This window comes from Shinella sp. SUS2, from assembly GCF_001262505.1.
Taxonomy (GTDB): Bacteria; Pseudomonadota; Alphaproteobacteria; order Rhizobiales; family Rhizobiaceae; genus Shinella.
Genome location: NZ_KQ410732.1, coordinates 380,430 through 406,378, shown reverse-complemented (window position 1 = coordinate 406,378; position 25,949 = coordinate 380,430). Strand labels below are relative to the sequence as shown.

Here is a 25,949-nt window from a genome sequence, read left to right as displayed (position 1 = left end):
TTATCGCCTCTGCACGCCCGGAAGGACGCAAAGCATTTCGAAGAGAAGGTTCGCCGCCGTGATCGCCGTATTGCCGGAGGGGTCATAGGGCGGAGAGACCTCGACGAGGTCGCAGCCGACAAGGTTGAGCCCCCAGCAGCCGCGGATGATTTCGAGCGCCTGGATGGTGTTGAGGCCGGCGATTTCAGGCGTGCCGGTGCCGGGCGCGATCGACGGGTCGAGGCTGTCGATGTCGAAGGAGAGATAGACCGGCCGGTCGCCCATCTGTGCGCGGACTTCCTCCATCAGCGGCGTCAGCGACTTGTGCCAGCACTCCTCCACCTGCACCACGCGGAAACCCTGTTCGCGGGACCAGTCGAAGTCGTCGGCCGCATAGCCGGTGCCACGCACGCCGATCTGGATGCAGCGCTTGGTGTCGAGCACGCCGGCTTCGACGGCGCGACGGAACGGGGTGCCATGGGCGATAGGTTCGCCGAACATGTGCTCGTTGATATCCGAATGGGCATCGACATGGATGAGGCCGACGGGGCCGTATTTTTCCGCCATCGCCCGCAGGATCGGATAGGAAAGCGTGTGATCGCCGCCGAGCGTCAGCGGGATGCAGCCGTCCTTGATGATGCCGCGATAGGCATCGGTGATGATGTCGACGCATTTCGGCAGGTTGAAGGTGTCGATGGCCACGTCGCCGATGTCGGCCACCTGCAGGCTTTCGAAGGGGGCGGCACGCGAGGCCATGTTGTAGGGGCGGATCATGCAGCTCTCGGTGCGAATCTGCCGCGGCCCGAAGCGCGTGCCCGGACGGTTGGACGTGCCGATATCCATGGGGATGCCGACGAAGCAGGCATCAAGTCCCTCGGCGGTCGGCTGCGTCGGCAGGCGCATCATGGTGGCGGGGCCGCCGAAGCGCGGCATTTCGTTGCCGCCGAGCGGCTGGTTGAAGGTTCTTGTCGTCATTTTTCTTCCTCCGGCGGGGCGTGTGTCTGGGTCTTTTGCCCCACCCTACATGGCACTCTACGAGACTTGTCCGAGCGGCTAAAATACCTCTTTTCGATTATTCTTCGCCGCGCGGCAGGATAAGGCAGGGCACCGGTGCATTGTGCACGATCTTGCGGGCATTCGAGCCGAGGAAGACGCGCAGCAGCGGCCCGAGCTTGCTGGAGCCGAGCACGAGAACTTCGCCATCCTGCCAGTCGAGCGACTCGAACGCCGCCTTCCAGCTCGCCCCATCCGCGATCTCCGCGGAGAGCCCCGCCTGCCCGGCAAGCAAGGCCGTCTGCGCATCGCGCGCCTGCTCGCGCAGCACGTTGGAAACGAACTGTTCCGCATCGTAGCCGGCACCCGTCGGATACATCTGCTTGTCGCGCACCACGAAGGTGACGAGACGCAGCGGCACCGAATAGTCATGGGCGAGCGCCGCACTGCGGGCGACGATGTCGGGCGCGGAGGACGAACCCGAATAGGCGGCGCTGAGGCGACGGATGCGGGTCTCGGGCCCGGCCGAATAGCCGTGCGGCGCCACCATGATCGGCAGATGCGCCGAACGCAGCAGTTCCGTCGTAACGCCCCCTTCGCCGAAACGGCCCAGCGGAGCCTCGCGCGCCGAGCCGAGCACGAGGCAGTCCGCACCGGTTTCCGAGGCGGCCCGGATCAGGCCCTCGCGGGCCGAGGAGGCGGAAACGGCAAGGAACTCCGCCGTGACATCGGCAGGAAGCGATGCCTTCGCCTCGGCTTGCAGCGTGGCGGTGTGCCGGGCAAGGAAGCTGCCATATTCACCGTCGACGCGTGCCGGCGAGGGATGCCCCCAGGTATCGGGCGTCACCGTGCAGGCGACGAGCGAGGCCTTGCAGGAGCGGGCCAGCACCGCGCCGAGCGCGAGCGCCTCCTGCCCGCCCTGGTCGGCGGAAAGTCCGACGAGGATCTTCATTCCGCCGCCTCGCCGAGACCTTCAGGCTTTTCGAGCCGCGAATTGCGGGCGGAGTAGCCGAAATAGACGAGGGCGGCGATCCCCACCCAGACGCCGGTGATGGCATAGACCATCCAGCTCAGCTTGAAGATGAGATAGAGGCAGGCGGCGATGGACAGGACCGGCAGGACCGGCCCGAAGGGCACTCGGTAGCCACGCGGCATGTCCGGTTGCGTGTAACGCAGGATCAGCACGCCGGCCGACACCACCGTGAAGGCGGTGAGCGTGCCCATGCTCGTCAGGTCCCAGAGCAGGCCAGACGGCACGAAGGCGGCGATCAGCGAGACGAAGACGGCGACGATGATCGTGCAGGCGACCGGCGTCATGCTGCGCGGATCGACCCGGTGGAAGATCGAGGGCAGAAGGCCGTCGCGCGACACCGCGAAGAGGATGCGCGACTGGCCGTAGAGCACGATCAGCGTCACCGAGAAGATCGAGATGACGGCGCCGGCGGCCAGAAGATTCGCCGGCCAGGTGGAGCCGGTGATGTTCTGCAGGATCGTGGCAAGGCCCGCTTCCTGTCCCTCGAAGGCGCTTGCCGGCTGCACGCCGAGCGCGGCGAAGGCGACGAGCACATAGAAGGCGGTGACGATGACGAGCGCCGAGATGATGGCGATCGGCAGGTTGCGCCGCGGATTGACCACTTCCTCACCCGCCGTCGAGACGGCATCGAGGCCGACGAAGGTGAAGAAGATCGACGCCGCCGCCGCCTGCACGCCGCCAAAACCGCTCTCGTTGAAGAAGGGCGTGAAATTGGCGCTGTTGAAGGCACTGCCGGCAATGACGATGAAGAGCGTGAGCACGGCGAGCTTGACCAGCACCATGATGGCGTTGGCGCGCGCCGATTCCTTGGCGCCGCGCAAAAGCAGGACGCAGCAGAGCATGACGAGGATGACGGCCGGCAGGTTGATGAGGCCGGAACCTTCGGCGAAGAAGGCCATGGCGAAGGGATGGTCGCCGTCGACGACGGTGATCGGCCCCTTGATCATCCAGCCCGGCAGCACGATGCCGGTGACGTTGGCGAGCAGCTTTTCGACATACTCCGCCCAGCCCACCGCCACCGCGGCAGCGGAAATGCCGTATTCCAGCACCAGGCAGGCGGCGACGAAGAAGGCGATGCCCTCGCCGAGCGTCGCATAGGCGTAGGAATAGGACGAACCCGAGACCGGGATCATCGAACTCATCTCCGCATAGCAGAGCGCCGAAAGCCCGGCCGCGACCGCCGCGATGACGAAAGCAATGACGACGGCGGGGCCTGCCACCGGCACCTGCTCGCTCAGCACGAAGAAGATACCCGTGCCGATCGTCGCGCCAACGCCGAACATGATCAACTGGAACAGCGTGATCGAGCGGCCGAGATGGCCATGCCCGTCGCCCCCGCCCGACGTATCCGCTACAAGCCGATCGACCGGCTTCTTGCGCGTGATCTGCTCAAAGATAGATGATGCCATCGTCCTCCCCTCCGATGTCTCCTCACATGCCAGAACTGTAGCGGCGGATGCGGCAAAGGGGCTGCCGTATTTCGATCCTCTTCCGACACTTGCTGCTGCCTGGCCCATCCCTGGCGACAGTTTTTATCGCGTGGCCGGAGCAAGGTTTGCCGGCCGGAAAATGCGCGCACGGGGGCCAGCTTGACAGGGTCGGGCCAAAAGTATCCATATGGCCAGGGCCGCCAGGCCACGCTCATCATGAGACAGCATGGCCCGGTCCGTGCAGCAGGGGGCGAATGAATGAAGGACGAAGACGGGTCGATCCGGCTCGATCAGATCGACTTGCGGATTCTGGCCTGTCTGCAGGCCAATGCACGCATGACCAACCAGGAACTGGCCGATGAGGTGGGGCTATCGCCAAGCCCCTGCCTGCAGCGGGTGAAGCGGCTGGAGAAGGCCGGCGTCATCAACAGCTACCATGCCAGCATCGACCTAGCAAAAGTGTGCCGGCATGTGGACGTCATCGCCGCGGTCACCCTGAACAGCCACGGGCTCGAGGATTTCCAGATCTTCGAACAGATGGTCGAGGACATGCGCTACGTGGTGGAATGCACCAAGGTCAGCGGCCCGATCGATTATCTCGTGCGCTTCGTCTGCCCCGACATCGCCTCCTACCAGATGCTGTCGGACGAGCTTTTGCGGCTCGGCCCCAAGATCGGCAATCTTTCCAGCTATATCGTGCTGAAATCCAGCAAGCCCTACCGCGGCGTGGCCTTCGACGACCTGGTGTCGCCCTCGCCGCGCGGCGTGACGACGCGGCCGGCCGCGCGCACGGGCAAGTAGTTCAAGCGAGATCGTCCCCCATGTCAGCCTCTTCCCTCGAAGCCAATGCAATGCTGCCGTCCGGCGGCCGGCGGGACAATTCCCGTTTCCTGATATCCGGCATCCAGATGCCGGTGCCGATCGGCGGCCGCAACATTCCGGCCATGACGATCCAGGTGGAAAAGACCATGGCGCTCTATCCGGGCACCGACATGATCGTCTTTTCGGAACTCGCCATGCACGGGCCGCTGCATGCCTGCGCGGCGGAGGATCCTGCCGTCGACGAAGCCGCCTTCCAGGCGCTTGCCGCCAAGCACCGTGTCTGGATCATACCGGGCAGCTACTTCGTGCACCGCGAAGGTCGGACCTACAACCATTCCATCGTGATCAACCCGGATGGGGAGATCGTCGGGCGCTACGACAAGATGTTCCCCTTCATGCCTTTCGAGGCCGGGGTCACGGGTGGTACCGACTTCCTGATCTTCGACGTGCCCGATGTCGGCCGCTTCGGCCTGTCCATCTGCTACGATATCTGGTTCCCGGAAACGACGCGCACGCTGACCTCGGCAGGCGTGGAAGTGCTCCTCCATCCTGTCCTCACGGGCACGACCGACCGCAAGGCCGAGCTGGCCATCGTGCAGGCCACGGCAGTGATGTTCTCCTGCTACGTGATCGACGTGAACGGGCTCGATGCCGGCGGCGTCGGCCGTTCGCTGGTCGCCGACCCGACAGGCAATGTCGTGCACCAGTGCGGGCAGGTCGCGGAAATCTTTCCGATCAATGTCGATCTCGGCCTGGTGCGCCAGGTGCGCGCCGAAGGCGCCAACGGGCTCGGCCAGGTGCTGAAATCCTACCGCGAACGCAATGTCGCCTTCGGCACCTATGAGAACGGCGGCGCCTCGGCCTATCTCGACAGCCTCGGCCCGATGACCCCTATGGCAAAACGGCGGTAACCGCCGCGCCCTTTTGCCGGGATCGTTTCAGGTCCACGCGTACCGGACAATGTGGAAGAAGACCGGCGCGGCGAAGACGAGGCTGTCGGCGCGGTCGAGCATGCCGCCATGGCCCTCGATCATGTGGCCCCAGTCCTTCACCCCGCGGTCGCGCTTGATGGCGGAAGCGACGAGGCCGCCGAAGAAGCCCATGATGCAGGCGAGCGCGGCGAGCGCCCCCGCTTCGAGCGGCGAGAACGGCGTCAGCCAGTAGAGCCCGGCCCCGAGCAGCGAGGCGCTGCCAATGCCGCCGATCAGCCCCTCCCAGGTCTTTGACGGCGAGATGCTCGGCGCGACCTTGTGCCGGCCGAAAAGCTTCCCAAAAATGTACTGCAGCACGTCGCTGCCCTGCACGGTAGCGATGAGGAAGGCGATGAGCAGCAGGCCCCGGCCCTCGTTGCCGGGAATGGGCAGCGTCACCAGCGCCGGCACATGGCTGATGCAGTAGACCGAGAGCATGATGCCCCATTGCTGTTCGCTGACCCGTTCGAGGAAACGGGACGTGTCGCCACGCAGGGCCGTCAGCGCCGGCATGGCGAGGAAGCAGTAGACGGGGATGAAGATCGAATAGAGTCCGTACCAGTCGATCCAGATCAGGTAATACTGCGTCGGCACGATGATCAGGAACATGCCGAGCAGCGTCCACCGATCGGCATGGCGGGTGTTGGTAAGCGTGACGTATTCGCGCAGCGCCGCGAAGGAAACGAAGGCGAAGAGCAGGATCACGCCGCCCGTGCCGAACAGGAAGGCGACGCTGATACCCGCGACCATGATCCACCAGGCCTTGATGCGTGCATTGAGGTTTTCGAGCGTCGCCGGCAGCGGCTTTTCACTGCGCCAGGAGAGCACGCCCGCAACAAGGCTCGCAATGACGAGCACGGAGACGAGGCCGAGGAAAAGACGCGTGTCGTCGCTCATCAACGGGTTCCATCCTTTCGGGGCGCAAGGGCGAGAAGCGCTTCGCGGGCGCGATCAAGGAAAACTTTCCGCTCCTCGCCCACCTGAAGCACCAGCGGGGCGCCGAAGACGACGCGGCAGAGCAGCGGAACCGGCAGGAGCGCGCCCTTCGGCAGAACACGCGACATGTTCTCGATCCAGCAGGGTACCAGTTCGATATCCGGCCGAAGCGCCGCAAGATTGTAGAGGCCCGAGCGGAAGCGCAGCAGCGGCTCCTCTGTCATGTTGCGCGTGCCCTCGGGGAAGAAGATCAGGGATTGCCCCTTGTCCAGGGCGGCGAGCATCACCTGCATCGGGTCGGCGGTGCGTTCCACCCAGTTGCGCTCCACGAGCACCGTGCGCAGCATCTTGCCGGAAATGAAGCGGCGGACCGGGCCGGCATTCCAGTAGTCCGCCCCTGCGACCGCGGCGGTTCGGCGTCGTTCGGCAAAGGGCAGGCAGGTGGAGATCAGGATGAAATCGCCGTGGCTTGCATGATTGGCGAAATAGATGCGCTGCCGGCCATAGGGCGCCGAGCCCGCCCAGATCGGCCGCACGCCGGTGACCGCCCGCGAAAGCCCCGCAAGCGCCGCCCCGGACACGCTCTGCAAAAGCGATACACCGCTCACGCTCATGCCCCGCCTCCCTCCATCCCGTCGAGGAGCAGGACGAAGTAGAGTGTGATGGCGATCAGCAATGCGATCCGCTGCAGCCAGAGGAGCCGCCGGCATCCCTGCAGACGCTCCCGCAGCGTTGCCGAAACGCTCCCCCTGGCGCGAAGCCCCATGCGCGCCAGCACGTCGTCGATGGCAGCAAGCCCTGTCGTTTCCCCGTCATGGGAGGCGGCGAGCCGGAAGAGCGCGGCGTCGAACAGAAGATGCACCGAAAGTGCCAGCGGCACGAGGCAGAAGGCGAGCAGCAGCCCCCAGGCGAGCGGCCCGGTAAATCCATGGGCGCCGGCCGTCGGCGGCGCCACGGCGAGGATCAGCAAAGCCGTTGCCCCGCCGGCAAGGCCGTTGCGCTGAAGGCGCCGGACGGTATCCGCAACAACCGTCTGCCAGTCCGTCATCGCGCCGCCTCCTCGATCGCGGCATAGGTTTCCAGCGCAAGATGCACCGGCCGACCCTTCGCCCGGATCTGGGCGACCGCCGCCGCTGCCGTGGTGGCAAAGCCGGTCCGCATCAGGATACAGGCAGCGACGAGCGCGCTGCGCTGGAAGCCGAGCGCGCAGCAGACAAGGACCGGCCCATGCCGCCCCGCCTCCTCGACGGCGAGCGCCGCCTCGCGGATCCGGGCGGCGGAGACGGGCAGCAGGTCGAGCGTCGGGAAAGCACGCCAGGAAAGGCCGGGAACGACAAGGCCCGGCCTTTCCGCCGTCATATCCACAACGGCGGCATAAGTGGAAAGTGAGCGTTGCGACGGCACCCGGCCGAGGAAAACGCCGTCGGCGATCTCGACGGCATCGGGCAGGCGCCGTGTCCACCACCAGACATTCGCCCGCACGCCCAGCCTGTAAGGCATCAGCAGCCAGCGGCTCGCCAGGCTGATGTGGCCATCGGCCCGCTTCTGGAACACATCCGGCCCCGCACCGGCATAGGCGAGCGCGACGAGGGCGAGCGCAAGTGCCGGCCAGAGCAGCAGCAGGCCCGCCCCTGAATCGAACGTCGTCCACACGGCGAGGAACAGGAAAACGAGCGCGCCGGCGGCATAACAGACGGCGAGTCGCCGCGCCTTCGTATCGAGCGTCAGGCGGAACCCTGCCAGCGGCGACGGCCGGCCGGCCGGGAAGAGCCAGAGGGCGAAAAGGCCGAGCAGCGCGCCGGTCGGAATATCGATGCTGTGATGCTGCCAGGTCGTGAGAACGGAGATGCCGATCAGGAAACTCCAGCCATGCCAGATCGCCAGCATCGCTCCGCGCAACCGCAGGCGCCAATGTTCCCAGATGATCACCAGCAGGGCGATATGCAGCGAGGGCGCCTGGTTGAACGGCTTGTCGAAGCCGCCGAGCACGTCGAACAGGAAACCCGGCAGCCCCTGCGTCTCCGGCCGCACGAAGATCGCCTGTAGCGGAAAGGCGATGAAGCAGAGGACGGCGACGACCTGCGCCGTAAGATAACGCCGCGCCAGCCGGCCGACCTCCGCCGGCGTCTCGTTGACGAAGAGCGAGAGCGCATAAAAGGCGTTGATCGACCAATAGGGCAGGATCGTCCAGGCGAGGAAGGGGATGTGCCGCTCCCAGCCGAAAGCGAGATTCGGCACATCCGCCTGCTGCGCGGCCAGCCAGTTGGAGAAACCGTAGGTCAGGTAGAAGAACGGTGCCAGGAAGGCGAGCCACAGCGCCGCAGCGCGAAAAACCGCGCGGCGATCGACGGCAACGACAGATGCGACGCCCTCCCCCATGATCGCCTCAGATACGCTCGGCCAGCGAGACGGTGAAGATGCCCCACTTGTCGATGCGTTGCTCGACCTTGCGGAAACCCGCCGCGGCCACCAGCTGGTCCATTTCCTGCTGGGTGCGCCGCCGCATGATCCACGCCTCGCCGCCGCGATGCGAGGTCAGCGCCCGGGCGATCATCTCGAGCTGCGGATGCCAGGGCTGGCCGGTATAGAGGAGCAGCGCCCCCGGCTCCATCGCCCGGGCGAGCCCGGCCAGCGAGGCCTCGATCAGGGCATTGTCCGGGAAGAGCTCGTAGAGGCCGGAGACGATCGCGAGCGTCGGCTGCGGGGTGATCGCGGCAAGCCCTTCGGTGTCGAAGGCATCGGCCCGGTGGAATTCCGCCACCTCCCTCAGGTCGCGCTCGGCGATCAGCGCCGCGCCCTTGTCCACGTTGATCGGCGAATAGTCCTGCAGGCGGATGCTCTCCGGCTTGGCTTCGGATCCCGCAACCGCGTCGAGCACGTAGCGCCCGTGGCCGGCGGCGATGTCGAGCACACGCAGCGGCCGTCCCTCGGCCTTCAGGCGTGCCAGTGCCTTGCCGATCAGCTCTTCCAGATGGACCTTGCGCTGGCGGATGCCGCGCCAGCCGATCGCATCGAGGAACTGCCGGTCGATCAGCCGCCCGCCGGGGCCGAGACCGCGGGCCTCGTCCTCATAGACATAGTCGAGCGTGGAACCGGAATCGAAGCCGGTGCGCACGCCCGTCTCTATGCCCTTGGAAAAAAGGCTCCCGAGGCGGATCGAGCCCCGCGTCAGTGCCCAATAGAGCCCGCGCGGGGAGAGCAGCGACAAGGGTGTCGCCAGCCGGTCGGCCTCGTCGCGGGTGTAGCCGGAAAGATGCGCACGCCGCAGGTCGGCCACCACGGGCGGTTCGGCGAAACGCTGGAGGAGGAAGGTCCGCACCTTTTCAAGCGCCTTGGCCCGGTCCCGCTCGCCGAGCGTGTCGTGGTAGAAGCCGGGCAGCACATGGCGCTCCTTGATCGTGCTGCCGAGATTTTCGAAGAAGCGGTGCTGCGGCGCATGGCGCACGACGAAATCGCTGCCGGAAACGAGAAGCTGCGTCGGCACCGTGATGGCACGCGCATCGCCGACCACCCGGTCCGCCGCCTCGTAGAGCTCCAGGAGGATGTTGGAGGCGATGGGACGGGTGATCAGCGGATCGGCCTCGAAGGAAGCAATGCGCGCAGGATCGTGCGTCAGGAAGCGGGCCTTGACGTAGGAGTTGACGAAGAACGTGCCCTTGAGCTTCTGCCAGAGCGCGATGCCCTCCCTGGCGAAGGGTACGTAGAGTTTCACGTCGAAGGCGGGCGACGCCAGCACCAGCGCGCGGATATCCGGCGCATAGTCATGCACCCAGGTGGAAGCGAGCACCGCACCGACGCTCTGGGCGACGACGGCGATCTGATCCATGGCAAAGCCGCCGGTCTCGCGGATGTGGCGGACGAAGCAGTCGAGATCGCGCACCGAATGGGCGAAGGACGGCGAATGGCCGCGCTCGCCGGGGGACCGGCCATGGCCACGCGCATCCCACGCGTAGAAGGCGAAGTCGTCGAGCCCGAGCTCCTCGGCGATATGCGCCACCCGGCCGCTGTGCTCATGGCCGCGGTGCAAAAGCACGATCGCGCCTTTCGCCGTGCCGGAACGGGCGGGCCAGGCACGGTAGAAAAGCTCCACGCCGTCATGGCTCGCAAAGGCGGATTCGATCATGCTGTCATCTCTCCTGTAGAAACCTCAGCACCTATACGGATGAGGACGCATGTTTGCAGTTGATTTCATACGATTTGCATCCTCTTTTGTGGCACGCAATCGAGCGGATTCGAGCTGACATGTCGATCTATAAACTGAAATCGTCCTTCCAGAACCTGCTTCGCCCCCTGGTGGGACGGCTGGCGGCCATGGGCGTCACGGCAAATCAGATAACACTGATCGCCGCGATCGTCTCGGTGGGGATCGGCGCGCTGCTTCTCGTCAATCCGGCACCCGCGCTTTTCGCGCTCGTTCCGGTCTGGATGCTGTTGCGCATGGGGCTCAACGCCATCGACGGCATGCTCGCGCGCGAACACGGCCAGAAGAGCCCGCTCGGCGGCTATCTCAACGAGATCACCGATGTCGTCTCCGATGCCGCGCTGTACGTGCCCTTCGCGCTGGTCGCGCCCTTTTCCCTGCCGTGGTTCACCGCCATCGTCTTTCTCGCCGCGCTGACGGAGTTCGCCGGCGTGCTCGGCGTCGCCCATGGCAACGGCCGCAGCTACGAGGGGCCGATGGGCAAGAGCGACCGGGCCGTCCTCTTCGGGGCGCTCGGCGCGCTTGTCGCCGGTTTCGGCACGTTGCCCGCCTGGACATGGCATATCCAGCCGATGGCCTGCGTGCTGCTCGCCTGGACGGTCGTCAACCGGGTTCGGGCCGGCCTCACCGCCCCGTAGCCGTCAGCGCTTCTCGCCGAAGCGGCGTGGTGTCGGCCGGCCGGTGATCTGGTCCCAGTGCTCGTCGGCGCGCCGTTCGAAAGTTCCTGCCTCGCGGGCGTCGCTCTGGTAGAAGGCGCCGCGCGGCACCTCCGGCGCGTAAACCTGCTCGCTCCAGCCCCGTCCGTCATCATGCGGAAAGGCATAACCGACATGGCCGAGCGCCGCCGCACCCTTGTAGTGGGCGTCACGCAGATGAAGCGGCACCGACGATGGCGCTTCCTTTGCCACATGGGCAAGTGCCAGCGAGATGCCGCGGCAGGCGGAGTTCGATTTCGGCGCGCGGGCGACGTGGAGAGCGGCATGGGCGAGAATGATCTGCGCCTCGGGATAACCGATCTTCTCCACCGCATGCAGCGCCGCCACCGCCGTCTGCAGCGCCGTATTGTCGGCAAGGCCGACATCCTCGGAGGCGTGGATCATGATGCGGCGCGCAATGTAGCGCGGATCCTCGCCGCCGTGGATCAGCCGGGCAAGCCAGTAGAGCGTCGCATCGGGATCGGAACCGCGCATCGACTTCACGAAGGCCGAGACGACGTCATAATGCGCATCGCCCGACCGGTCGTGGTTGACCGGCGCGGCGGCATAGGCCTCCTCGACCATCGCCTCGGTGATGACGACGGGTATTCCCGGAGCGTGCCCGACGGCAAGGCTTTCGAGCACCGTCAGCGCCCGCCGCGCATCGCCGCCGGACCGACCGGCGATGCGGCGCAGCTGGGCGGGCTCCAGGCGCACCTCGATGCCGCGCGCCGCAAGATGGCGAAGCCCCCGCCGCACCACCTCTTCCATCTCCTCGAGCGTCAGCGGCTCCAGTTTCAAGATGGTCGAACGGGAGATGAGTGCAGGCGTCAGCGTGTGGTAGGGATTGCCGGTCGTTGCGCCGATGAAGTCGGCGACGCCCTCTTCGCAGAGCGCGAGGAGATGGTCCTGCTGCGTCGCGCTGAAACGATGCACCTCGTCCGCAAAGAGCAGGGTCGGCCGCATGCGCGCCTCGTCGGCGATCTTACGGATGTCGGCCACGTTGTTGTGCGCGGCGTGCAGCGGGCGGAAACTCTTGCCGAGCATGTTGCCGATGGCACGGGCGATCGACGTCTTGCCGAGGCCGGGCGGACCGTAGAGCACGATGCTGCCGAGCCTTCCGGCGGCGATGCGCCGGCGCAGCATGGTGCCCTCGCCGATGATCTTCTCCTGGCCGATCACGTCGTCCAGCGTCGCCGGGCGCAGTTCCGCGGCAAGCGGCATGACGCCGGAGCGCGGCGCAGCGTCGAAAAGATCGGTCATGGCATCCTCCGGTCTTAAACGGTCCTGTCCAACCCGGCGGCCTGACGCAAAAGCCCGCCTGCCCGGCCGGATGACGTTCGTCTATCGGCCGGAGCAGGCGGGGTCAAAGGCAATCGTGCGCGATGGCGCTCAGTGCAGGCCGAAGAGGGTCAGCAGCTCCTCGCGGTGACGGACGAATTCCGGCGCGCTGCGGTCGCGGGGACGCGGCAGGTCGATCTCGATCAGCCGCGGCGCGGCGTTCTTCTCGCGCGGCAGGATGAGGATGCGGTCGGCAAGGTAGATGGCCTCCTCCAGGTCGTGTGTCACAAGGATGGTCGTGACGTCCTCATCGCGCCAGATGCGCGTCAGCTCCTGCTGCATGCCGATCTTCGTCATGGCGTCGAGCGCGCCGAGCGGTTCGTCCAGCAACAGGATCTCCGGCTGCACGGCAAGCGCCCGGGCGATGCCGACGCGTTGCGCCATGCCGCCGGAAAGCTGGCGCGGATAGGCGTTCTCGAAGGATTGCAGGCCGACGAGCTGGACATAGCGCCGCGCACGGGCCTTCGCTTCCTCGCGGGAGGCCCCGCGCGTATCGAGACCGAAGGCGACGTTTTCGAGCACGGTCAGCCAGGGCAGCAGGCGCGGCTCCTGAAAGATCACGGCGCGTTCCGCGCCGACGCCCGAAACGGCCTTGCCGTCGATCAGCACCTCGCCGCCATCGGCATCCTCCAACCCGGCAAGGATACGCAGCAACGTCGTCTTGCCGGAGCCGCTGGCACCGACGATGGCAAGGCTCTCCCCGGAGCGTATCTTCAGGTTGATGTTATCGAGGACCGGCAGCGGCCGGCCATCGAGCGTGTAGGATTTCGAGAGGTGACGGATCGTCACCTCTCCGCGGATCGTTGCAGGGGCAAGGCTCATGGGAGACCTCAGTTCGTTGCAGCGTCGGGCGAATAGAGCACGTCCTTGGCCGCGAGCTGGCCTTCCTTCAGCTTGCCTTCGCGGACCAGAACGTCGATCCAGAACTGCACGTCCCGCTCAACCGGAAGACCGCCCGCACGAACGCCATAGCCGCGGAAATATTGCGCGATATCAGGGTTCTCGCCGCGTTCCTGCAAGGCCTTTGCGAGGATCTTGCGGGTCTCCTCGGGATGCTCGCGGGCATAATCGAGCGCACGGGCCGACTGTTCGACGAAGATTTTTGCCGCCTCGGGATGCGCCTTGACGAAATCACGGCGCAGCACCACGAAGCCGCCGGCGATCTCGCCGAGCACGTCCGTATCGTCGAAGATCGCACGCAGGCCGCCATTCTTGCTGGCCGCACCCTCGAAGGTCGTCTGCCAGTATCCGAACGCCGAGATGTCCACCTGGCCGGAGCGCAGCACCTGCTCAAGCTGCGGGCCGGGCACGACGACCTGGTTGGCTGCATCCGTCGGCAGGCCGACCGAATGCAGCGCCTCGCGGATCGTATAGTCGAGATGGGCGCCCAGCGTGTTGACGGCGATGCTCTTGCCGGCAATGTCCTTGATGTCCTTGATGGGGCTGTCTTCCAGCACGTAGAAGATCGACTGGACTTCGGCATTGATGCCGTTCGAGGGATAGGCGGCGACGAAATCGTTGCCGCCGATGATCGAGTTCAGAACGGCGGAGGTGGCCGCGCTGCCGAGCTCTACATCACCGGAGGCGAGCGCGATCAGCGAGGCCGGGCCGCCCGCGGCATAACCGACATTTTCGATCGTGATGCCGGTTCCCTTGAAATAGCCGAGTTCGGCGGCAAGCTCATGGGCGGAAAGACCGCCCTGGCTGGCGAGGTACCGCAGGTTCACATCCTCGGCGAAGGCCGCGCCGGCAAGGCCCAGGAAGAGGGTGGTGGAGAGGAGAAGTTTTCGCGAGTGGAAGGTCATGGCGGTGTCCTTTGACAAAGAGAAATGCGGAAGGTTCAGGCGTTCGGCTGCGACCAGCGGCAGAGTTTTTTCTGGAGGAGGACCAGCACCGCATTGGCGAGGAGGCCGAGCAGCGCCAGAAGCAGGATGGCGGCGAACATCAGCGGGACCTGGAAATTGTACTGGGCGTTCATCACCTGGAAGCCGATGCCCTTGTTGGCGCCGATCATCTCGGCGGCGATGAGGAGCAGCAGCGCCGTGGTGGCGGAGAGGCGCAGGCCGACAAAGATCGCAGGAACCGAGGCCGGCAGGATGACGCGGCGGAAGATCGTCAAACGCCCTGCGCCATAGGTCCGCGCCATCTCGATCAACTTGCTGTCGACCTCCTTCACGCCGCCGATCGTGGCAAGCAGGATCGGGAAGAGCGTCGCCCAGAAAATGACGAAGACTTTTGACGTTTCACCGAGCCCGAGCAGCAGGATGAAGACGGGATAGAGCGCCAGCGCCGAGGTCTGGCGGAAGAACTGCAGCAGCGGATCGAGCGCCTGCTCGACGATCTTCGCCTGCCCCATAACAAGGCCGAGCGGGATGCCGATCGCGACGGCGGCGACAAAGGCGATACCGGAGCGCTGGAGGCTGATGGCGATATCATCGAGAAGTGCGCCGCTGGCAAGGCTGTCCCAGAGAGCCGAGACGATGATGTGGAGCGGCGGGAAGACGGAGGGATTGACCCACCCCTGTGTGCTCGAAATCTGCCAGAGCGCCAAAAAGGCCAGAACCAGTCCGTAGCGGGCGAGAAACGACGGCAACAGCGCATTCAACCGTGTCGCAAGACCGGGCGCCGCCGGCGGCCGGTTCGCAAGGCGAAAATCCGCACCGAGGGTGGAGTTCACGTTTTCATAGGACATCGTCGTCTCCTATTCGGCGGCCTGGACGGCGGCGCGTGCGCCGGCCCAGCGGTTGACGGGGAACGGCAGACCGAGGTTTTCACGCAGCGTCGTGCCCTCGTAGGCGGTACGGAACAGGCCACGGCGCTGGAGTTCGGGGATGACCAGATCGACAAAGTCGTCGAGCGCCGTTGGCAGCCAGGGCGGCAGGATGTTGAATCCGTCGGCGGCCTCGTTCTCGAACCATTCCTGCAGCGTATCGACGATCGTCTCTGGCGTACCGACGACGGTGTAATGGCCACGGGCGGAAGCGATCCACTGGTAGAGCTGGCGGATGGTGAAATTGTTCTCGTCGGCGATCTGGCGGATCAGCGCCTGACGGCTCTTCATGCCCTCGGTCGGCGGTGCGGGCGGCAGCGGACCATCGAGGTCGTAACCACGAAGATCGAGCGTGCCGCCGGTGAGCCCGTTGAGGAGGCCGACGCCATCCGCTTCGACGATCAGCGCGGTCAGGCGGTCGTATTTTTCGCGCGCCTCCTCCAGCGTTCGGCCGACAAAGGGCGAGACGCCGGGCATGATGAGGATATGGTCCGGATTGCGGCCGAGGCCGCGGGCGCGCGCCTTGATGTCGCGGTAGAATTCCTGTGCCGTCCCGATGTGCTGGTGGGCGGTGAAGATCACTTCCGCCGTCGCGGCGGCAAGCCCGCGGCCGTCATCCGACTGGCCGGCCTGCACGATGACAGGATGGCCCTGCGGCGAACGGGCGACGTTGAGCGGCCCGCGCACCTGAAAATGTTCGCCGCGATGGTCGCTCTCGTGCAGCTTCTCCGGATCGTAGAAGACGCCACTCTCCTTGTCGCGCAGGAAGGCGTCATCCTCGAAACTGTCCCAGAGCTTCTTGACCACATCGACATGCTCGGCAGCGCGGCGATAGCGCGCGGCATGGGGCAACTGGGTCTCGCGGTTGAAGTTCTGCGCGGTCGGATCACCCGTCGTGGTGACGACATTCCAGCCGGCACGCCCGCCGGAAATGAGGTCGAGCGAGGCGAATTTGCGGGCCGTGTTGTAGGGCTCCTCGTAGGTCGTCGAGGCGGTGGCGATGAAACCGAGATTTTTCGTGAAGGGCGCAAGCGCCGAAAACAGCGTCACCGGCTCGAAGCCAGCGACGCGGGCATTGCCCCCTTCCCGCGCCCCGCCGAACCCGATGGCAAGGTTGTCCGCCAGGAAATAAGCGTCGAACAGGCCGCGCTCCGCAGTCTGGGCGAGTTGCTTGTGGAACTCGAAGCTAGTGGCGCCGTCCGCCGGCTGGTCCGGGTGCCGCCAGGAGGCGACGTGCTGGCCGCCGCCGGGAAGGAATGCGCCAAGCCTGATCTTGCGTGTCATCATGTTTCCTTTCATCGCATCTGGAGAGGGCCGCGTCGGCCACGGGGTCGCGATCCCGCCCACGGCGGGGTACGGCAGTGCTCGGATGTGGATGCCGGTGCGGCGGGCGCCGCTCAGCAGGCGTCAGGACAGGGCATGATAGCGGCCGTCCTGATAGAGCAGCGAATGGCCGGCGCCGAGGCGGATCGCCAGAACCTTCCCGATGACGATGACGTGGCTGTGCCGTTCGATGGCTTCCTCGACAACGCAGTCGATTGCCGCGACGGCATCGACCAGGAGCGGCGCGCCGCTGACGGCGGTGGTCCAGTCCGCGCCGTGGTAGCGATCGGCGCCACGAAGACCACCGCGGCCGGCAAACTGGTTGGCAAGGGCCTCATGGGCGCTGCCGACGATGTTGATGCCGAGGTGGCCGTAGCGTTCGACGACGGGCCAGGTGGACGAGGTGCGGTTGAGGGAGACCAGCATGCGCGCCGGCTCGACCGAGAGCGCCGTCGCCGACGTGACGGTCGCGCCGGTGCGGGTTTCGCCCTCGCCGGCCGTGATGATGCTGACGCCGCCGCCGAGCGTGCGCAGCGCCGCCTTCAGCGTGTCGGCGTCGGCCGGCTGCTCGATCAGCGACGTGCCGTGAAGGTTGAAACGTGTGTTTTCGACATGGGCGTTCATCGTTCCCGCTCCGCTTGAGACCCTTGATGCTGATAGGGATAACAAGCGGAAGCCCGGGATAGCAGGCACGCCATTTCTTATTTCACTATTTTTATAGAAAATATGAATTTCAATTGCGCATCGCCCGTGGATGCACGCGCCGACCGGCGAGAGCAGAGCCAGACGCACCGCAAAACCAGGCGATGCGTCCGGCATGGGCTCAGGCGCGCCCGCGCCGCGCCGCCATCGCCGTCACCTCGACGCGCATATCGGGATCAGCGAGCGCGGCGACCCCGACGGCGCAACGCACCGGATAGGGCTTCTTGAAATAGGCGCAATAGACCTCGTTGAAGGCCGGGCGCTCATTGATGTCGATGAGGTAGATTGTCAGGTGGATCACGTCGGCAAGGCTGCTTCCGGCCTTTTCCAGCGACGCCTTCAGGCTCTCCAGCGTCGCGATGCTCTGCGTCCTGATATCGCCAGTCTCCAGCGATCCGTCGGCGCGCAGCGGGATATGCGTGGTGACGAGGAGGTTGCCTAGGCCGGCGGTGTCGGAGGAGATCTCCGTCTCGTCGGTATCCTCGATGAAGAAGGGGGCGTCGTTGTCAGCCATGGCGATTCTCCTTGAATGCGTTTGCCGGCCAGCACGAGCGGCTTTGCCGCGCGCCATCAACCGAAATCCGGCCTCACCAGACCGTGCCGCGTGCGGCGACTGCCTCGACCCGCGTCACGATGCCACCGCGGTGGAAGACCATACGGTCGAACAGGTTGCTGACGACACAGGTGTGGTTGGGCACGATGCGCACCACGCTGCCGATGGCGGGAAACTCTCCCCGGCAATCCTTGAGATCGACCACCGCATGCTCCTCCGAGAGCGAGACGATGCGGGCGCCTTCGTGGCCCTCGATCTCGCCGTAGTCGCTGAAACCGAGCAGGTCCGAGGTCAGCGCCTTGGAACCGGCATCCAGCACCGCACGATCCTCAGCCGGGCGCGAGACGACGGTCGCAAGGATATGCATGGCAAGATCCTGCCGCGTGCAATGGCCGGCGCGCACCATGCTCCGGTCGTTGTAGACATAGGTTCCCGCGCGGTGTTCGGTGGCGGAAGGCACGAGATGGGCCTTCCAGAGGTCCGGCGAACCACCGCTGGAGCGCACCGGGCAATCGAGCCCCCTTGCCGCCAGCAGCGTCATGGTCCCGGCGATGAAAGCCTCCACGGCGCTTGCGCCGCCGGTTGCAGGGTAGGTGAGGATGCCGCCGAAGCGGAGGGGCGGCGCGGCGGCGATGCGGGCCGCCAGTTCTGTTGCCGCCTCCGGTGTCTGCACGCCGCATCGGCGCCCGCCCGTATCGCACTCCACAAGCACGGTCAGCGGACGGGCGGCATCGAAGGCGCGGGCAAGACCGTCCACGGTCGTGGCGCTGTCGGCGACCACGGCAAGACGCGGCACCCGCTCGTGCAGCCCGCGCAGGCGCCCGAGCTTCGCCGCACCGAGGATGTTGTAGGTGATCAGGATGTCCTCGAAACCGGCATCGGCGAAAACCTCGGCCTCGCTGATCTTCTGGCAATTGAGACCGACGGCGCCGGCCGCGCGCTGCGCCTCGGCGACGGCGACGATCTTGTGGGTCTTGATATGCGGGCGGAAGGCCTTGCCGTGCCCGTCGAAATAGGCCTGCGCGCGGGCGATGTTGGCGGCCAGCCGGTCCTCGTCGATGACGGGCATCGGGGTGAGGACATCGTCGAGCGGCGTGCCGGCAGTGGGCCAGGGATCGGTCATGGGAAGCCTTCCAGTCTTGGCGCCTGCAGCGCCTGTTGGGGTGTGGTCACTATGATGAAAACAGTGGCGGGGCAAAACCGAAATCCCCGCGCCTGCCTCGGTAACATCTCAGGCCTTGCGCTCCTGAAGAATGTTTCCGCCATCGACCACCAGCACGGCACCGTTGATATAGCTCGCCTTGGGTGAGGCAAGGAAGGCGACGGCGGCCGCCACTTCGTCTGGCCGGCCTGCGCGGCCACAGGGTGTCGCCATGGCGGCGCGGCGCTCCTCGTCCGTCGACGCGCCGGTATCGATCCAGCCTGGCGCCACGGCATTGATCGTGACGCCATGCGGGCCGGCTTCGAGCGCCAGTGCATGGGTGAGGCCGACCATGCCGGCCTTGGCGGCGGAATAGGCCGTCTCGCCGGGATTGGCGACATAGGGGCCCGTCACCGACGCCACATTGACGATGCGGCCGTAGCCGTCCGCCAGCATGTCCGGCAAATAGAGGCGTGTCGAAAGGAACGTCGTCTTGAGCGTGACGGAGATGCCGCGGTCCCAATCCGCCTCCTCCAGCATCGCAAAGTCGCGCTGCAGTGCCGGCTGCGCGAGACTGCCCATGCCGGCATTGTTGACGAGCACCGCGGCCGGCCCCGTTGCTTGCCGCAGGCGCTCGACATCGGCCTTGACAGTGAGGTCGCAAATGTGGCCCGTCGCGGAGAACCCGTCGCGCCTCAACTCCGCGGCACGGGTGAAAATCCGATCGCTCGTTGCCACGAGGTGGACGGCATAGCCCTCCTCCACCAGGCTCCGTGCGCAGGCAAAGCCGATGCCGTCCTCGGCCCCTGCTCCGGTGATGATCGCCGTCTTGCGCTGCATCCGTCCCTCCTCAGTAGCCGGCCGTCACGCCGAAATCGATGGAGAGCGCGGCCCCGGTGATGGGCGCGGCATCCGGCTCGCAGAGATAGGCGACCATGCGGGCGATCTCCTCCGGCCGGATGAAGCGGGCGGCTTCCTGCTGGGGATAGTTGGACAGGAGTTTCGCCTTGTAGCCGTCCGGGTCGCCTCCGCCATAGCGTTCCGCCTGGAACTCGATCATCGGCGTTGCGACGTCGCCAGGGCAGACCGCGTTGACGCGAATGCGGCGCGGCGCAAGTTCCAGCGCCAGCGCCTTGGTCAACAGAACCAGCCCGCCCTTCGAGGCACAGTAGATCGACGCGCCGTTGTTGCCGACGAGGCCGGCATCCGAGGCGATGTTGACGATGGAGGCGCCGTTCTCCAGATGCGGAATGGCCGCCTGGATGAGGAAGAACGCTCCCTTGAGATTGACGTCGAGCACGATGTCCCAGTCCTCTTCCGTCATCGTTCCGGCCGCGCCCTCGCGCCAGACGCCGGCGGCATTGACGAGGGCGTCGAGGCGCCCGCGCCAGGCGAGCGTCTTCTCCACGGCAGCGGCACAGGAGGCGACCTTGCGCATGTCGAGCGGCACCGCAAGCGCGGCACCGCCCCCGACTTGCACTGCCTCCGCCGCGGCCGTCAGGCGTTCGGATTCAAGGTCTGCGAGAACGACAGCGTAACCGTCGGCGGCAAGCCGCGTGGCAATCGCCGCTCCCATGCCGCCGGCCCCACCGGCTATGAGCGCTACTCGGGTCTGGTCGGTCATGGGTGTCTCTGCTCCAATGCGATATCCTCCCGGAAGAAGAATGGGCGACGGCGTCGATAGTCAACACCGCAATTCAGGCAACCCACCGCTCAGTGGCGGCCGTCGTCTCAGGCCGCGCGTTCGCGCCACCAGTCCTGTGCCTGCAGTTTCCAGTAGGTCAGCTGTGCCACCGCCAGCCCTGCAAGGCCACCGGCCCAGACAAGGCCGAAGGGCGCAAAGAGCCTGTAGCGTTCGCTTTCACCGAGAATGCCCTCCGCAATGACCTTGCCGCCGATCGCCGTCGTGTTGAGGCCGTGGCCGCCGAAGGCGGTGCAATGCCAGACGCCCGGCGCCATGCGTCCGATCTGGGGCATCAGGTGGCGGGCATAGGACATCAGACCCGACCAGGCGAGCTCCGTCCCGAGGCCGGCAAGCTGCGGATAGGTGCCGACCATTTCGGCGCGCAGTTCGCGCACCAGCCCGGCGGTCGAAGCGGCGCGGGTGGTGATACGCCCGCCCCAGAGCAGCCGCCGGCCGTCGTCGACCAGGCGGTAATAGTCGCCCGCCCGGCGGTTGTCGCCGATGGCGTCGCGGGTGGCGATTGCCGAGGCGAGAAGGTCGGGCGCCTCCTCGCTGACCATCACATAGGTGGCGATAGGCAGGAAGGCACGCTGGAGCCGCGCATTCAGCGACCCGGTATAACCACCCGTCGCAAAGACGACGTCGCGCGCCGTCACCATGCCGCCCGCCGTCCTCACTCGCTTTTCCGCCTCGTCCAGTTCGCTGCCTGTCGCCGTAGACTGCTCGAAGATGCGACCGCCGAGGCGCTCGATTTCGCGGGCAATGCCGCGCAGATAGTTCAGCGGGTGCATGTGGAAGGCAGCCCCGTGGCGCACCGCCTGATGGTAGCGATCCGATTTCAGCACCGCACGCACGGCGTCACGATCCATGTAGGCGATATCTTCGCCATAGCGCCGGCGCACCTCCTCCACATCGGCCCTGAGACGCGCGCCGTCATCGTAGCGCAGCACGCTCATCAGGCCGGGCCGGAGATCTGCATCGGAAAGGCCGAGGGTCCGGATGTTGTCGCGGACGAACTCCACGCCCTCCATCGACAGGCGATACAGGTCGTGCGCCACGGCCGGGCCGGCCATGCGGGCAATATTGTCCTCCCCCGTCGCATAACCGGCGCTGACGAAGCCTCCATTGCGCCCGGAGGCGCCGAAGCCGATGCTTTCCGCTTCCAGCACCACGACGCTCCGCCCCGCCCGCGCGAGCTGGAGAGCCGTCGAAAGACCGGCAAGACCGCCGCCGATGATCACCGCGTCGCACTCGACGGTGCCGGAGAGCGCCGGACGCACCACCTGATCCGTCATGGTGCGGCGATAATAGGTATCCGGATAGACCATGCTGCTCCCCCTCGGCCTGCGACGGGAGGGACTGATGCGCATCCCGTACCCGTTCGTCAATCAGCCCTAAAGCTGATGCAGCACGAAGGGCTTGCCCTCGATCGTCTCCACCCGCATGCGGAAGCCGAAGACGGTTTCGAGCATTTCCGGCGTCAGGATCTCCGTCGGTGCGCCGTCCGCAACGATACGGCCGCCCTTCATCGCGACGATACGGTCGGCATGGGCGCTCGCCTGGTTGATGTCGTGCAGCACGATGACGACCGTCTTGCCCTTGCCGTCGGCGGCGCTACGCAGCGAGCGCATCAGCTCACGGGCATAGTACATATCGAGATTGTTCAGCGGCTCGTCGAGCAGGAGGTAGTCCGTACCCTGCGCGAAGGCCATGGCGACCAGTGCGCGCTGGCGCTGGCCGCCGGACAGCGTCTCGATGAAGCGGTCGGCAAGGTCGGCGAGGTCGAACTGGGCAATGGCCGCGTCGATGATGGCGTGGTCGGCCTCGGTAAGGCGTCCACGGCCGTGGGGAAAGCGGCCGAAGCCGACGAGCTCACGCACCTTGAGGCGGCTTGCCACCGTCGTGTCCTGCCGCAGGATGGCGATGACGCGGGCAAGTTCCCGGCCGGGCGTCGTGTCCACCGGCAGGCCGTCGATGTCGATGGTACCCGTCTGGAGCGCTTGCAGGCGGGCAACGAGCGAAAGAAGCGAGGATTTTCCCGCGCCGTTAGGTCCGATCAGCGCCACGACGCCGCCCTTCGGGATCGTCAGGCTGACATCCGTGAGGATCGGCGTTGTCCGGTGTTTGAAGGAGACGTTTTCGATCCGGATCATTTTCGGCTCCCGAGAACCAGCAGCAGGAGGAAGACAAGCCCGCCGACGAATTCGATGACGACGCCGAGTGCTGTGGCATTGCCGAGCGCGTGCTGGAACAACGTCTGCCCGCCGACAAGCACGGCGATGCCGGCAAGGGCTGCTGCCGGCAGCAGCACGCCGTGACGGCGGGTATCGACGATGCGCTCGGCGAGCGCCGCCACCAGAAGACCGAAGAAGGCGACCGGCCCGACGAGCGCCGTGGAGACGGCGACCAGCGCGGAGACGAGCAGCAGCAGGCCCGTCACCGTGCCCGCCCAGCCGACGCCGAGCCCCGTCGCCGTATCCGGCCCGAGCGAGATAACGTCGAGCACGTGGCGCGCGCGCCAGGCGATGACGGCGGCGACGACCGTGACGATGGCAGCAAAGACCAGGAGGTCGGTACGCACGGCATTGAAGTTGGCAAAGCTCGCCGATTGCACGACGGAGAATTCGTTGGGGTCGATGAGGCGCGCGAGCAGCGAATGCAGACTGCGGAACAGGACGCCGAAGACGACGCCGGCCAGCAGCATCAGCCCCATGTCGAGGCGGCTCTTGAGCATGGGCAGTAGCAGCGCCGAGGCGAGCGCCATCAGCACCAGCACCTCCAGGCCGAATTTCAGCTGCGGATCGAGCGTCACGTAACCGACTCCGCCGAACAGGAAGACCATTAGCATCTGGCCGAAGAGGTAGAGGGCATCGAGACCCATGATCGATGGTGTCAGGATGCGGTTGCCGGTGACGGTCTGGAAGATCACGGTGGAAATGGCGATCGCCACACCCACCTGCACCAGAGCCGCAAGCTTCAGCAGCCGCAGTTCCAGCACGAAGACGATGTTGCCCTTGAGGCCGATCGCCAGGAACGCGGCGGCGGCGGCAAGGGCGGCCGCGGCAAGAGCGAGAAGACGACGGTCAGGCATGAGCGCCACGCCGGAAGAGCAGCCAGAGGAAGATCGCGCCGCCGACCACGCCCATCACCGTGCCGACCGGAATTTCGTAGGGATAGCGGATGAGGCGCCCGACGATGTCGCAGGCGAGAACCAGTCCCGCTCCACCGGCGGCGACCCAGCCCAGCGTGCCGCGCACATTGTCGCCCATCAGGCGCGAGACGATGTTGGGCACGGCAAGCCCGACGAAGGGGATCATGCCGACGACGGCAACGGCCAGCGCGGTGATGACGGAGACGAGGACGAGGCCGATCTGCATCATGCGGGCATAGTCGATGCCAAGCCCGATGCTCGCCTCCCGCCCGAGTGCCATGATGCTCAGCCGGTCGGCGACCACCCAGGCGATGGCGACCATCACGGCAGCGATCCACAGGAGCTCGTAGCGCCCGCGCAGCACGCCGGAAAAGTCCCCGTTGGTCCAGACGGCGAGGAACTGCAGGAGATCCGCCTGCCAGGCTGCATAGGTCGCCGCCGCGCCGATGACCCCGCCATAGACGATGCCGAAGAGCGGCACGAGAAAGGGCTGGGCGGGCGGCAGGCGATGGGCGGTCGCCAGGAAGATCGAGGTACCGAGAAGGGCCGCGCCGCTGGCGACGAGCGTCTTCACCGGCAGCGCGGCGGCGGGAAAGAGCAGCGTGACGAGGAGGATGCCGAGTTCGGCGCTCTGCGCCGTGCCTGCGGTCGCTGGCTCGACGAAACGATTGCGTACCAGCGTCTGCATGATGAGCCCGGCGATCGCCAGCCCAGCGCCACACAGGACCGCGGCAAGCGTGCGCGGCAGGCGGCTGACGAGGAGGAGCTGGAGCGCTTCGGGATCGCTCAGCACCCGGCCGAGCGGCAGCGGACTGACGCCGACGGCAAGGCTCAGCACAAAGAGGATCGCGAGCCCGAGGCCCGCGATCGTTCCGGTCCGCAAGGATGGGTGCAGGGCGCTGGCGCTCATTTCGCGGCGGAAAAGGCCTCCGTGACCGTCGCAAGCACGCGTTCGAGCGACTGTACGCCGCCGGCCGCGATGTAGAAATCCGGTGCCGGCAGGTAGACGACCTGGCCCTTCTTCCATGCCGTCGTTTCCGCGACAAGCTCATTGTCGAGCGTCACCCTCGCGGCCTGCTCGTTGGAGCCGACGGCGGCGGCACGGTCGAGCACCAGCAGCCAGTCGGGGTTCGCCTCGCGGATGAACTCGAAGGACACCGCCTCGCCGTGGGTCGCCGTCTCGATCTCGGCGATTGCCGGCGGCAGGTCGAGCGCCGCATGCACCCAGCCGAAGCGCGAGCCGGGGCCATAGGTGGAGACCTTGGGCCCGTTGGTCATGACGATCAGCGCCTTGCCCTTGCCGGCAACAGCAGCCTTGGCAGCAGCAAGCTTCGTGTCCAACTCGCCGGCAATCGCCTTTGCCTCAGCCGCCTTGCCGAACAGGGCACCATAGGCCTGAAGGCGCAGCTTGGCCTGCCCGACCAGATCGTCGCCATCGATCGTCATGTCGATCGTCGGCGCGACCTTGGCCACAACATCCGCCTTTGCGGCGGACCGGCTGCCGACGATGATGAGATCGGGACCGAGCGCGCTCAGCGCCTCGAGATCGGGCTCGAAAAGGGTGCCGACCGTGGTCGCACCCGCCTTGATCGGCTCCAGCGCGGGAACGTAAAGCTTGTCCGGCACGCCCGCCGGGCGGATGCCGAGACGGTCGAGCGTATCGAGCGCAGCCATGTCATAGACGGCGATGGTCTTCGGCACGCCGTCCACCGCGACCGTTCCCCGCGCCGTCGTCACGTCCATGGCGCTGGCGGGCAGGATGGAAAGGGCAAGCGCGGCGAAAGCCGCGAGCGGGCGGAACTGTTTCATGGTCTACCTGTCATGCTGGATGGATGCGAGCGCTCAGCCGGCCTTGTTCTGCCATTGCCAGTCGAGCGGCTGAAGCTCTTCGCGGAAGGCGAAGCGCGCGAGGTGGGATTCGATCACCGACTGGGTCTGGGCGAGATCCTCGCCGTTTTCCGCCCGGGCGGTCATGCGCAGGCCATAGTCATCGGCATCGAGAATGCCGAGGCCGCAAGCGAAGTGACATTCACCGTGGTTTTCCGAAACAGTGACCTCGATCTTGTGGGCGAAGTGCTTGCACAGCTGGGCCAGGTATTTCCGGCCGTGGGCGGTTTCCAGATGGGCGACGGATTCGAGCATGGCCTTCCCTTTCATTCCTGTCCGGCGGTCGGCTCTCCTGCCGACGGCACCGAAAACATAACGTCTTTACTCATGTTTTCCC

Annotated in this window: 27 protein-coding genes; 3 read left to right on the top strand and 24 right to left on the bottom strand. The window is 66.1% G+C overall.

Annotation, left to right across the window (positions count from 1 at the left end):
* The 3 genes from speB to AKG11_RS18015 form a co-directional block, all read right to left on the bottom strand.
* Positions 1–954: an agmatinase gene (gene speB, locus AKG11_RS18025; protein WP_023517217.1), complete on the bottom strand. Its 954-nt coding sequence runs from the start codon at positions 952–954 to the stop codon at positions 1–3.
* A gap of 97 nt (positions 955–1,051) precedes the next feature.
* Entirely contained in the window at positions 1,052–1,924 is an 873-nt protein-coding gene (locus AKG11_RS18020; RefSeq protein WP_050744873.1) for a universal stress protein, read from the bottom strand.
* Positions 1,921–3,414, bottom strand: coding sequence for an APC family permease (locus AKG11_RS18015; RefSeq protein ID WP_050744872.1), 1,494 nt, complete (start codon positions 3,412–3,414; stop codon positions 1,921–1,923). Before AKG11_RS18015 ends, AKG11_RS18020 begins: the two co-directional genes overlap by 4 nt.
* A 279-nt stretch (positions 3,415–3,693) precedes the next feature.
* Between AKG11_RS18015 and AKG11_RS18010 the strand changes: the two genes are divergently transcribed.
* The gene (locus tag AKG11_RS18010; protein ID WP_023515030.1) at positions 3,694–4,236 is read left to right on the top strand and encodes an Lrp/AsnC family transcriptional regulator; all 543 of its coding nucleotides are present in this window, start codon (positions 3,694–3,696) and stop codon (positions 4,234–4,236) included.
* Between the two features lie 20 nt (positions 4,237–4,256).
* On the top strand, positions 4,257–5,168 hold the full coding sequence (locus tag AKG11_RS18005) for a carbon-nitrogen hydrolase family protein (protein ID WP_197283993.1): 912 nt from the start codon (positions 4,257–4,259) through the stop codon (positions 5,166–5,168).
* Between the two features lie 27 nt (positions 5,169–5,195).
* On the opposite strand, the gene AKG11_RS18000 is transcribed toward AKG11_RS18005, so the two are convergent.
* From AKG11_RS18000 to AKG11_RS17980, 5 genes are read right to left on the bottom strand one after another with little or no spacing between them, the layout of a single operon-like run.
* Entirely contained in the window at positions 5,196–6,125 is a 930-nt protein-coding gene (locus AKG11_RS18000; protein WP_050744871.1) for a phosphatidate cytidylyltransferase, read from the bottom strand.
* Complete coding sequence (locus AKG11_RS17995) at positions 6,125–6,778, bottom strand: lysophospholipid acyltransferase family protein (protein WP_050744870.1); 654 nt, start codon at positions 6,776–6,778, stop codon at positions 6,125–6,127. Before AKG11_RS17995 ends, AKG11_RS18000 begins: the two co-directional genes overlap by 1 nt.
* Positions 6,775–7,212 (bottom strand): hypothetical protein, encoded by a 438-nt coding sequence (locus AKG11_RS17990; protein ID WP_050744869.1) that lies wholly within the window; start codon positions 7,210–7,212, stop codon positions 6,775–6,777. Before AKG11_RS17990 ends, AKG11_RS17995 begins: the two co-directional genes overlap by 4 nt.
* Positions 7,209–8,543, bottom strand: a complete 1,335-nt coding sequence (locus tag AKG11_RS17985) for a phosphatase PAP2/dual specificity phosphatase family protein (RefSeq protein WP_050744868.1) — start codon at positions 8,541–8,543, stop codon at positions 7,209–7,211. The genes AKG11_RS17990 and AKG11_RS17985 overlap by 4 nt, the downstream gene beginning before the upstream one ends.
* 7 nt (positions 8,544–8,550) lie before the next feature.
* The gene (locus AKG11_RS17980) at positions 8,551–10,287 is read right to left on the bottom strand and encodes a bifunctional alpha/beta hydrolase/class I SAM-dependent methyltransferase (protein WP_050744867.1); all 1,737 of its coding nucleotides are present in this window, start codon (positions 10,285–10,287) and stop codon (positions 8,551–8,553) included.
* A gap of 119 nt (positions 10,288–10,406) precedes the next feature.
* Here AKG11_RS17980 and AKG11_RS17975 point away from each other — a divergent pair, with 119 nt between their 5' ends.
* Positions 10,407–11,003, top strand: coding sequence for a CDP-alcohol phosphatidyltransferase family protein (locus tag AKG11_RS17975; RefSeq protein WP_050744866.1), 597 nt, complete (start codon positions 10,407–10,409; stop codon positions 11,001–11,003).
* A 3-nt stretch (positions 11,004–11,006) separates the two neighbouring features.
* On the opposite strand, the gene AKG11_RS17970 is transcribed toward AKG11_RS17975, so the two are convergent.
* The 16 genes from AKG11_RS17970 to AKG11_RS17895 all read right to left on the bottom strand — a co-directional run bounded on the left by AKG11_RS17970 (position 11,007) and on the right by AKG11_RS17895 (position 25,867).
* A complete protein-coding gene (locus AKG11_RS17970) occupies positions 11,007–12,323 on the bottom strand; it encodes a replication-associated recombination protein A (RefSeq protein ID WP_050744865.1) in 1,317 nt (438 codons plus the stop codon).
* 129 nt (positions 12,324–12,452) lie between these two features.
* Complete coding sequence (locus AKG11_RS17965; protein WP_023515039.1) at positions 12,453–13,223, bottom strand: ABC transporter ATP-binding protein; 771 nt, start codon at positions 13,221–13,223, stop codon at positions 12,453–12,455.
* Between the two features lie 8 nt (positions 13,224–13,231).
* The gene (locus AKG11_RS17960; protein ID WP_050744864.1) at positions 13,232–14,206 is read right to left on the bottom strand and encodes an ABC transporter substrate-binding protein; all 975 of its coding nucleotides are present in this window, start codon (positions 14,204–14,206) and stop codon (positions 13,232–13,234) included.
* A gap of 35 nt (positions 14,207–14,241) precedes the next feature.
* Positions 14,242–15,093 carry an ABC transporter permease gene (locus tag AKG11_RS17955; protein WP_050744863.1) on the bottom strand — a complete coding sequence of 284 codons (852 nt, stop codon included), beginning with the start codon at positions 15,091–15,093 and terminating at the stop codon, positions 14,242–14,244.
* A gap of 9 nt (positions 15,094–15,102) precedes the next feature.
* On the bottom strand, positions 15,103–16,455 hold the full coding sequence (locus AKG11_RS17950) for an LLM class flavin-dependent oxidoreductase (protein ID WP_037409281.1): 1,353 nt from the start codon (positions 16,453–16,455) through the stop codon (positions 15,103–15,105).
* A 123-nt stretch (positions 16,456–16,578) separates the two neighbouring features.
* A complete protein-coding gene (locus AKG11_RS17945; protein WP_050744862.1) occupies positions 16,579–17,118 on the bottom strand; it encodes a flavin reductase family protein in 540 nt (179 codons plus the stop codon).
* Between the two features lie 199 nt (positions 17,119–17,317).
* Positions 17,318–17,710: a RidA family protein gene (locus AKG11_RS17940; protein ID WP_050744861.1), complete on the bottom strand. Its 393-nt coding sequence runs from the start codon at positions 17,708–17,710 to the stop codon at positions 17,318–17,320.
* A 73-nt stretch (positions 17,711–17,783) separates the two neighbouring features.
* Complete coding sequence (locus tag AKG11_RS17935) at positions 17,784–18,872, bottom strand: D-TA family PLP-dependent enzyme (RefSeq protein ID WP_050744860.1); 1,089 nt, start codon at positions 18,870–18,872, stop codon at positions 17,784–17,786.
* Positions 18,873–18,980: 108 nt separating this feature from the next.
* Positions 18,981–19,730: an SDR family NAD(P)-dependent oxidoreductase gene (locus tag AKG11_RS17930; protein ID WP_050744859.1), complete on the bottom strand. Its 750-nt coding sequence runs from the start codon at positions 19,728–19,730 to the stop codon at positions 18,981–18,983.
* 10 nt (positions 19,731–19,740) lie between these two features.
* Complete coding sequence (locus tag AKG11_RS17925) at positions 19,741–20,514, bottom strand: SDR family NAD(P)-dependent oxidoreductase (protein ID WP_050744858.1); 774 nt, start codon at positions 20,512–20,514, stop codon at positions 19,741–19,743.
* Between the two features lie 107 nt (positions 20,515–20,621).
* Positions 20,622–21,902: an NAD(P)/FAD-dependent oxidoreductase gene (locus tag AKG11_RS17920; RefSeq protein ID WP_082342492.1), complete on the bottom strand. Its 1,281-nt coding sequence runs from the start codon at positions 21,900–21,902 to the stop codon at positions 20,622–20,624.
* 66 nt (positions 21,903–21,968) lie between these two features.
* A complete protein-coding gene (locus AKG11_RS17915; protein WP_050744857.1) occupies positions 21,969–22,727 on the bottom strand; it encodes an iron ABC transporter ATP-binding protein in 759 nt (252 codons plus the stop codon).
* Positions 22,724–23,665, bottom strand: coding sequence for an iron chelate uptake ABC transporter family permease subunit (locus AKG11_RS17910; protein ID WP_050744984.1), 942 nt, complete (start codon positions 23,663–23,665; stop codon positions 22,724–22,726). Before AKG11_RS17910 ends, AKG11_RS17915 begins: the two co-directional genes overlap by 4 nt.
* The gene (locus tag AKG11_RS17905) at positions 23,658–24,635 is read right to left on the bottom strand and encodes an ABC transporter permease (protein ID WP_050744856.1); all 978 of its coding nucleotides are present in this window, start codon (positions 24,633–24,635) and stop codon (positions 23,658–23,660) included. The genes AKG11_RS17910 and AKG11_RS17905 overlap by 8 nt, the downstream gene beginning before the upstream one ends.
* Positions 24,632–25,534: a siderophore ABC transporter substrate-binding protein gene (locus AKG11_RS17900; RefSeq protein ID WP_050744855.1), complete on the bottom strand. Its 903-nt coding sequence runs from the start codon at positions 25,532–25,534 to the stop codon at positions 24,632–24,634. The genes AKG11_RS17905 and AKG11_RS17900 overlap by 4 nt, the downstream gene beginning before the upstream one ends.
* A 33-nt stretch (positions 25,535–25,567) precedes the next feature.
* Positions 25,568–25,867: a DUF2218 domain-containing protein gene (locus tag AKG11_RS17895; protein WP_050744983.1), complete on the bottom strand. Its 300-nt coding sequence runs from the start codon at positions 25,865–25,867 to the stop codon at positions 25,568–25,570.
* Between the last annotated feature and the right edge of the window lie 82 nt (positions 25,868–25,949).

Bases quoted from the DNA above. Each gene is read 5' to 3' on its own strand.
- AKG11_RS18005 (WP_197283993.1), top strand. From the start codon at position 4,257: ATGTCAGCCTCTTCCCTCGAAGCCAATGCAATGCTGCCGTCCGGCGGC.
- AKG11_RS17895 (WP_050744983.1), bottom strand. From the start codon at position 25,867: ATGCTCGAATCCGTCGCCCATCTGGAAACCGCCCACGGCCGGAAATAC.
- AKG11_RS17955 (WP_050744863.1), bottom strand. From the start codon at position 15,093: ATGTCCTATGAAAACGTGAACTCCACCCTCGGTGCGGATTTTCGCCTT.
- AKG11_RS17965 (WP_023515039.1), bottom strand. From the start codon at position 13,223: ATGAGCCTTGCCCCTGCAACGATCCGCGGAGAGGTGACGATCCGTCAC.
- AKG11_RS18010 (WP_023515030.1), top strand. From the start codon at position 3,694: ATGAAGGACGAAGACGGGTCGATCCGGCTCGATCAGATCGACTTGCGG.
- AKG11_RS17975 (WP_050744866.1), top strand. From the start codon at position 10,407: ATGTCGATCTATAAACTGAAATCGTCCTTCCAGAACCTGCTTCGCCCC.
- AKG11_RS18020 (WP_050744873.1), bottom strand. From the start codon at position 1,924: ATGAAGATCCTCGTCGGACTTTCCGCCGACCAGGGCGGGCAGGAGGCG.
- AKG11_RS17915 (WP_050744857.1), bottom strand. From the start codon at position 22,727: ATGATCCGGATCGAAAACGTCTCCTTCAAACACCGGACAACGCCGATC.
- AKG11_RS17995 (WP_050744870.1), bottom strand. From the start codon at position 6,778: ATGAGCGTGAGCGGTGTATCGCTTTTGCAGAGCGTGTCCGGGGCGGCG.
- AKG11_RS17940 (WP_050744861.1), bottom strand. From the start codon at position 17,710: ATGGCTGACAACGACGCCCCCTTCTTCATCGAGGATACCGACGAGACG.
- AKG11_RS17905 (WP_050744856.1), bottom strand. From the start codon at position 24,635: ATGAGCGCCAGCGCCCTGCACCCATCCTTGCGGACCGGAACGATCGCG.
- AKG11_RS17930 (WP_050744859.1), bottom strand. From the start codon at position 19,730: ATGCAGCGCAAGACGGCGATCATCACCGGAGCAGGGGCCGAGGACGGC.
- AKG11_RS17925 (WP_050744858.1), bottom strand. From the start codon at position 20,514: ATGACCGACCAGACCCGAGTAGCGCTCATAGCCGGTGGGGCCGGCGGC.
- AKG11_RS17910 (WP_050744984.1), bottom strand. From the start codon at position 23,665: ATGCCTGACCGTCGTCTTCTCGCTCTTGCCGCGGCCGCCCTTGCCGCC.
- AKG11_RS17935 (WP_050744860.1), bottom strand. From the start codon at position 18,872: ATGACCGATCCCTGGCCCACTGCCGGCACGCCGCTCGACGATGTCCTC.
- AKG11_RS18015 (WP_050744872.1), bottom strand. From the start codon at position 3,414: ATGGCATCATCTATCTTTGAGCAGATCACGCGCAAGAAGCCGGTCGAT.
- AKG11_RS17960 (WP_050744864.1), bottom strand. From the start codon at position 14,206: ATGACCTTCCACTCGCGAAAACTTCTCCTCTCCACCACCCTCTTCCTG.
- AKG11_RS18000 (WP_050744871.1), bottom strand. From the start codon at position 6,125: ATGAGCGACGACACGCGTCTTTTCCTCGGCCTCGTCTCCGTGCTCGTC.
- AKG11_RS17970 (WP_050744865.1), bottom strand. From the start codon at position 12,323: ATGACCGATCTTTTCGACGCTGCGCCGCGCTCCGGCGTCATGCCGCTT.
- AKG11_RS17980 (WP_050744867.1), bottom strand. From the start codon at position 10,287: ATGATCGAATCCGCCTTTGCGAGCCATGACGGCGTGGAGCTTTTCTAC.
- AKG11_RS17990 (WP_050744869.1), bottom strand. From the start codon at position 7,212: ATGACGGACTGGCAGACGGTTGTTGCGGATACCGTCCGGCGCCTTCAG.
- AKG11_RS17945 (WP_050744862.1), bottom strand. From the start codon at position 17,118: ATGAACGCCCATGTCGAAAACACACGTTTCAACCTTCACGGCACGTCG.
- speB (WP_023517217.1), bottom strand. From the start codon at position 954: ATGACGACAAGAACCTTCAACCAGCCGCTCGGCGGCAACGAAATGCCG.
- AKG11_RS17900 (WP_050744855.1), bottom strand. From the start codon at position 25,534: ATGAAACAGTTCCGCCCGCTCGCGGCTTTCGCCGCGCTTGCCCTTTCC.
- AKG11_RS17950 (WP_037409281.1), bottom strand. From the start codon at position 16,455: ATGACACGCAAGATCAGGCTTGGCGCATTCCTTCCCGGCGGCGGCCAG.
- AKG11_RS17985 (WP_050744868.1), bottom strand. From the start codon at position 8,543: ATGGGGGAGGGCGTCGCATCTGTCGTTGCCGTCGATCGCCGCGCGGTT.
- AKG11_RS17920 (WP_082342492.1), bottom strand. From the start codon at position 21,902: ATGGTCTATCCGGATACCTATTATCGCCGCACCATGACGGATCAGGTG.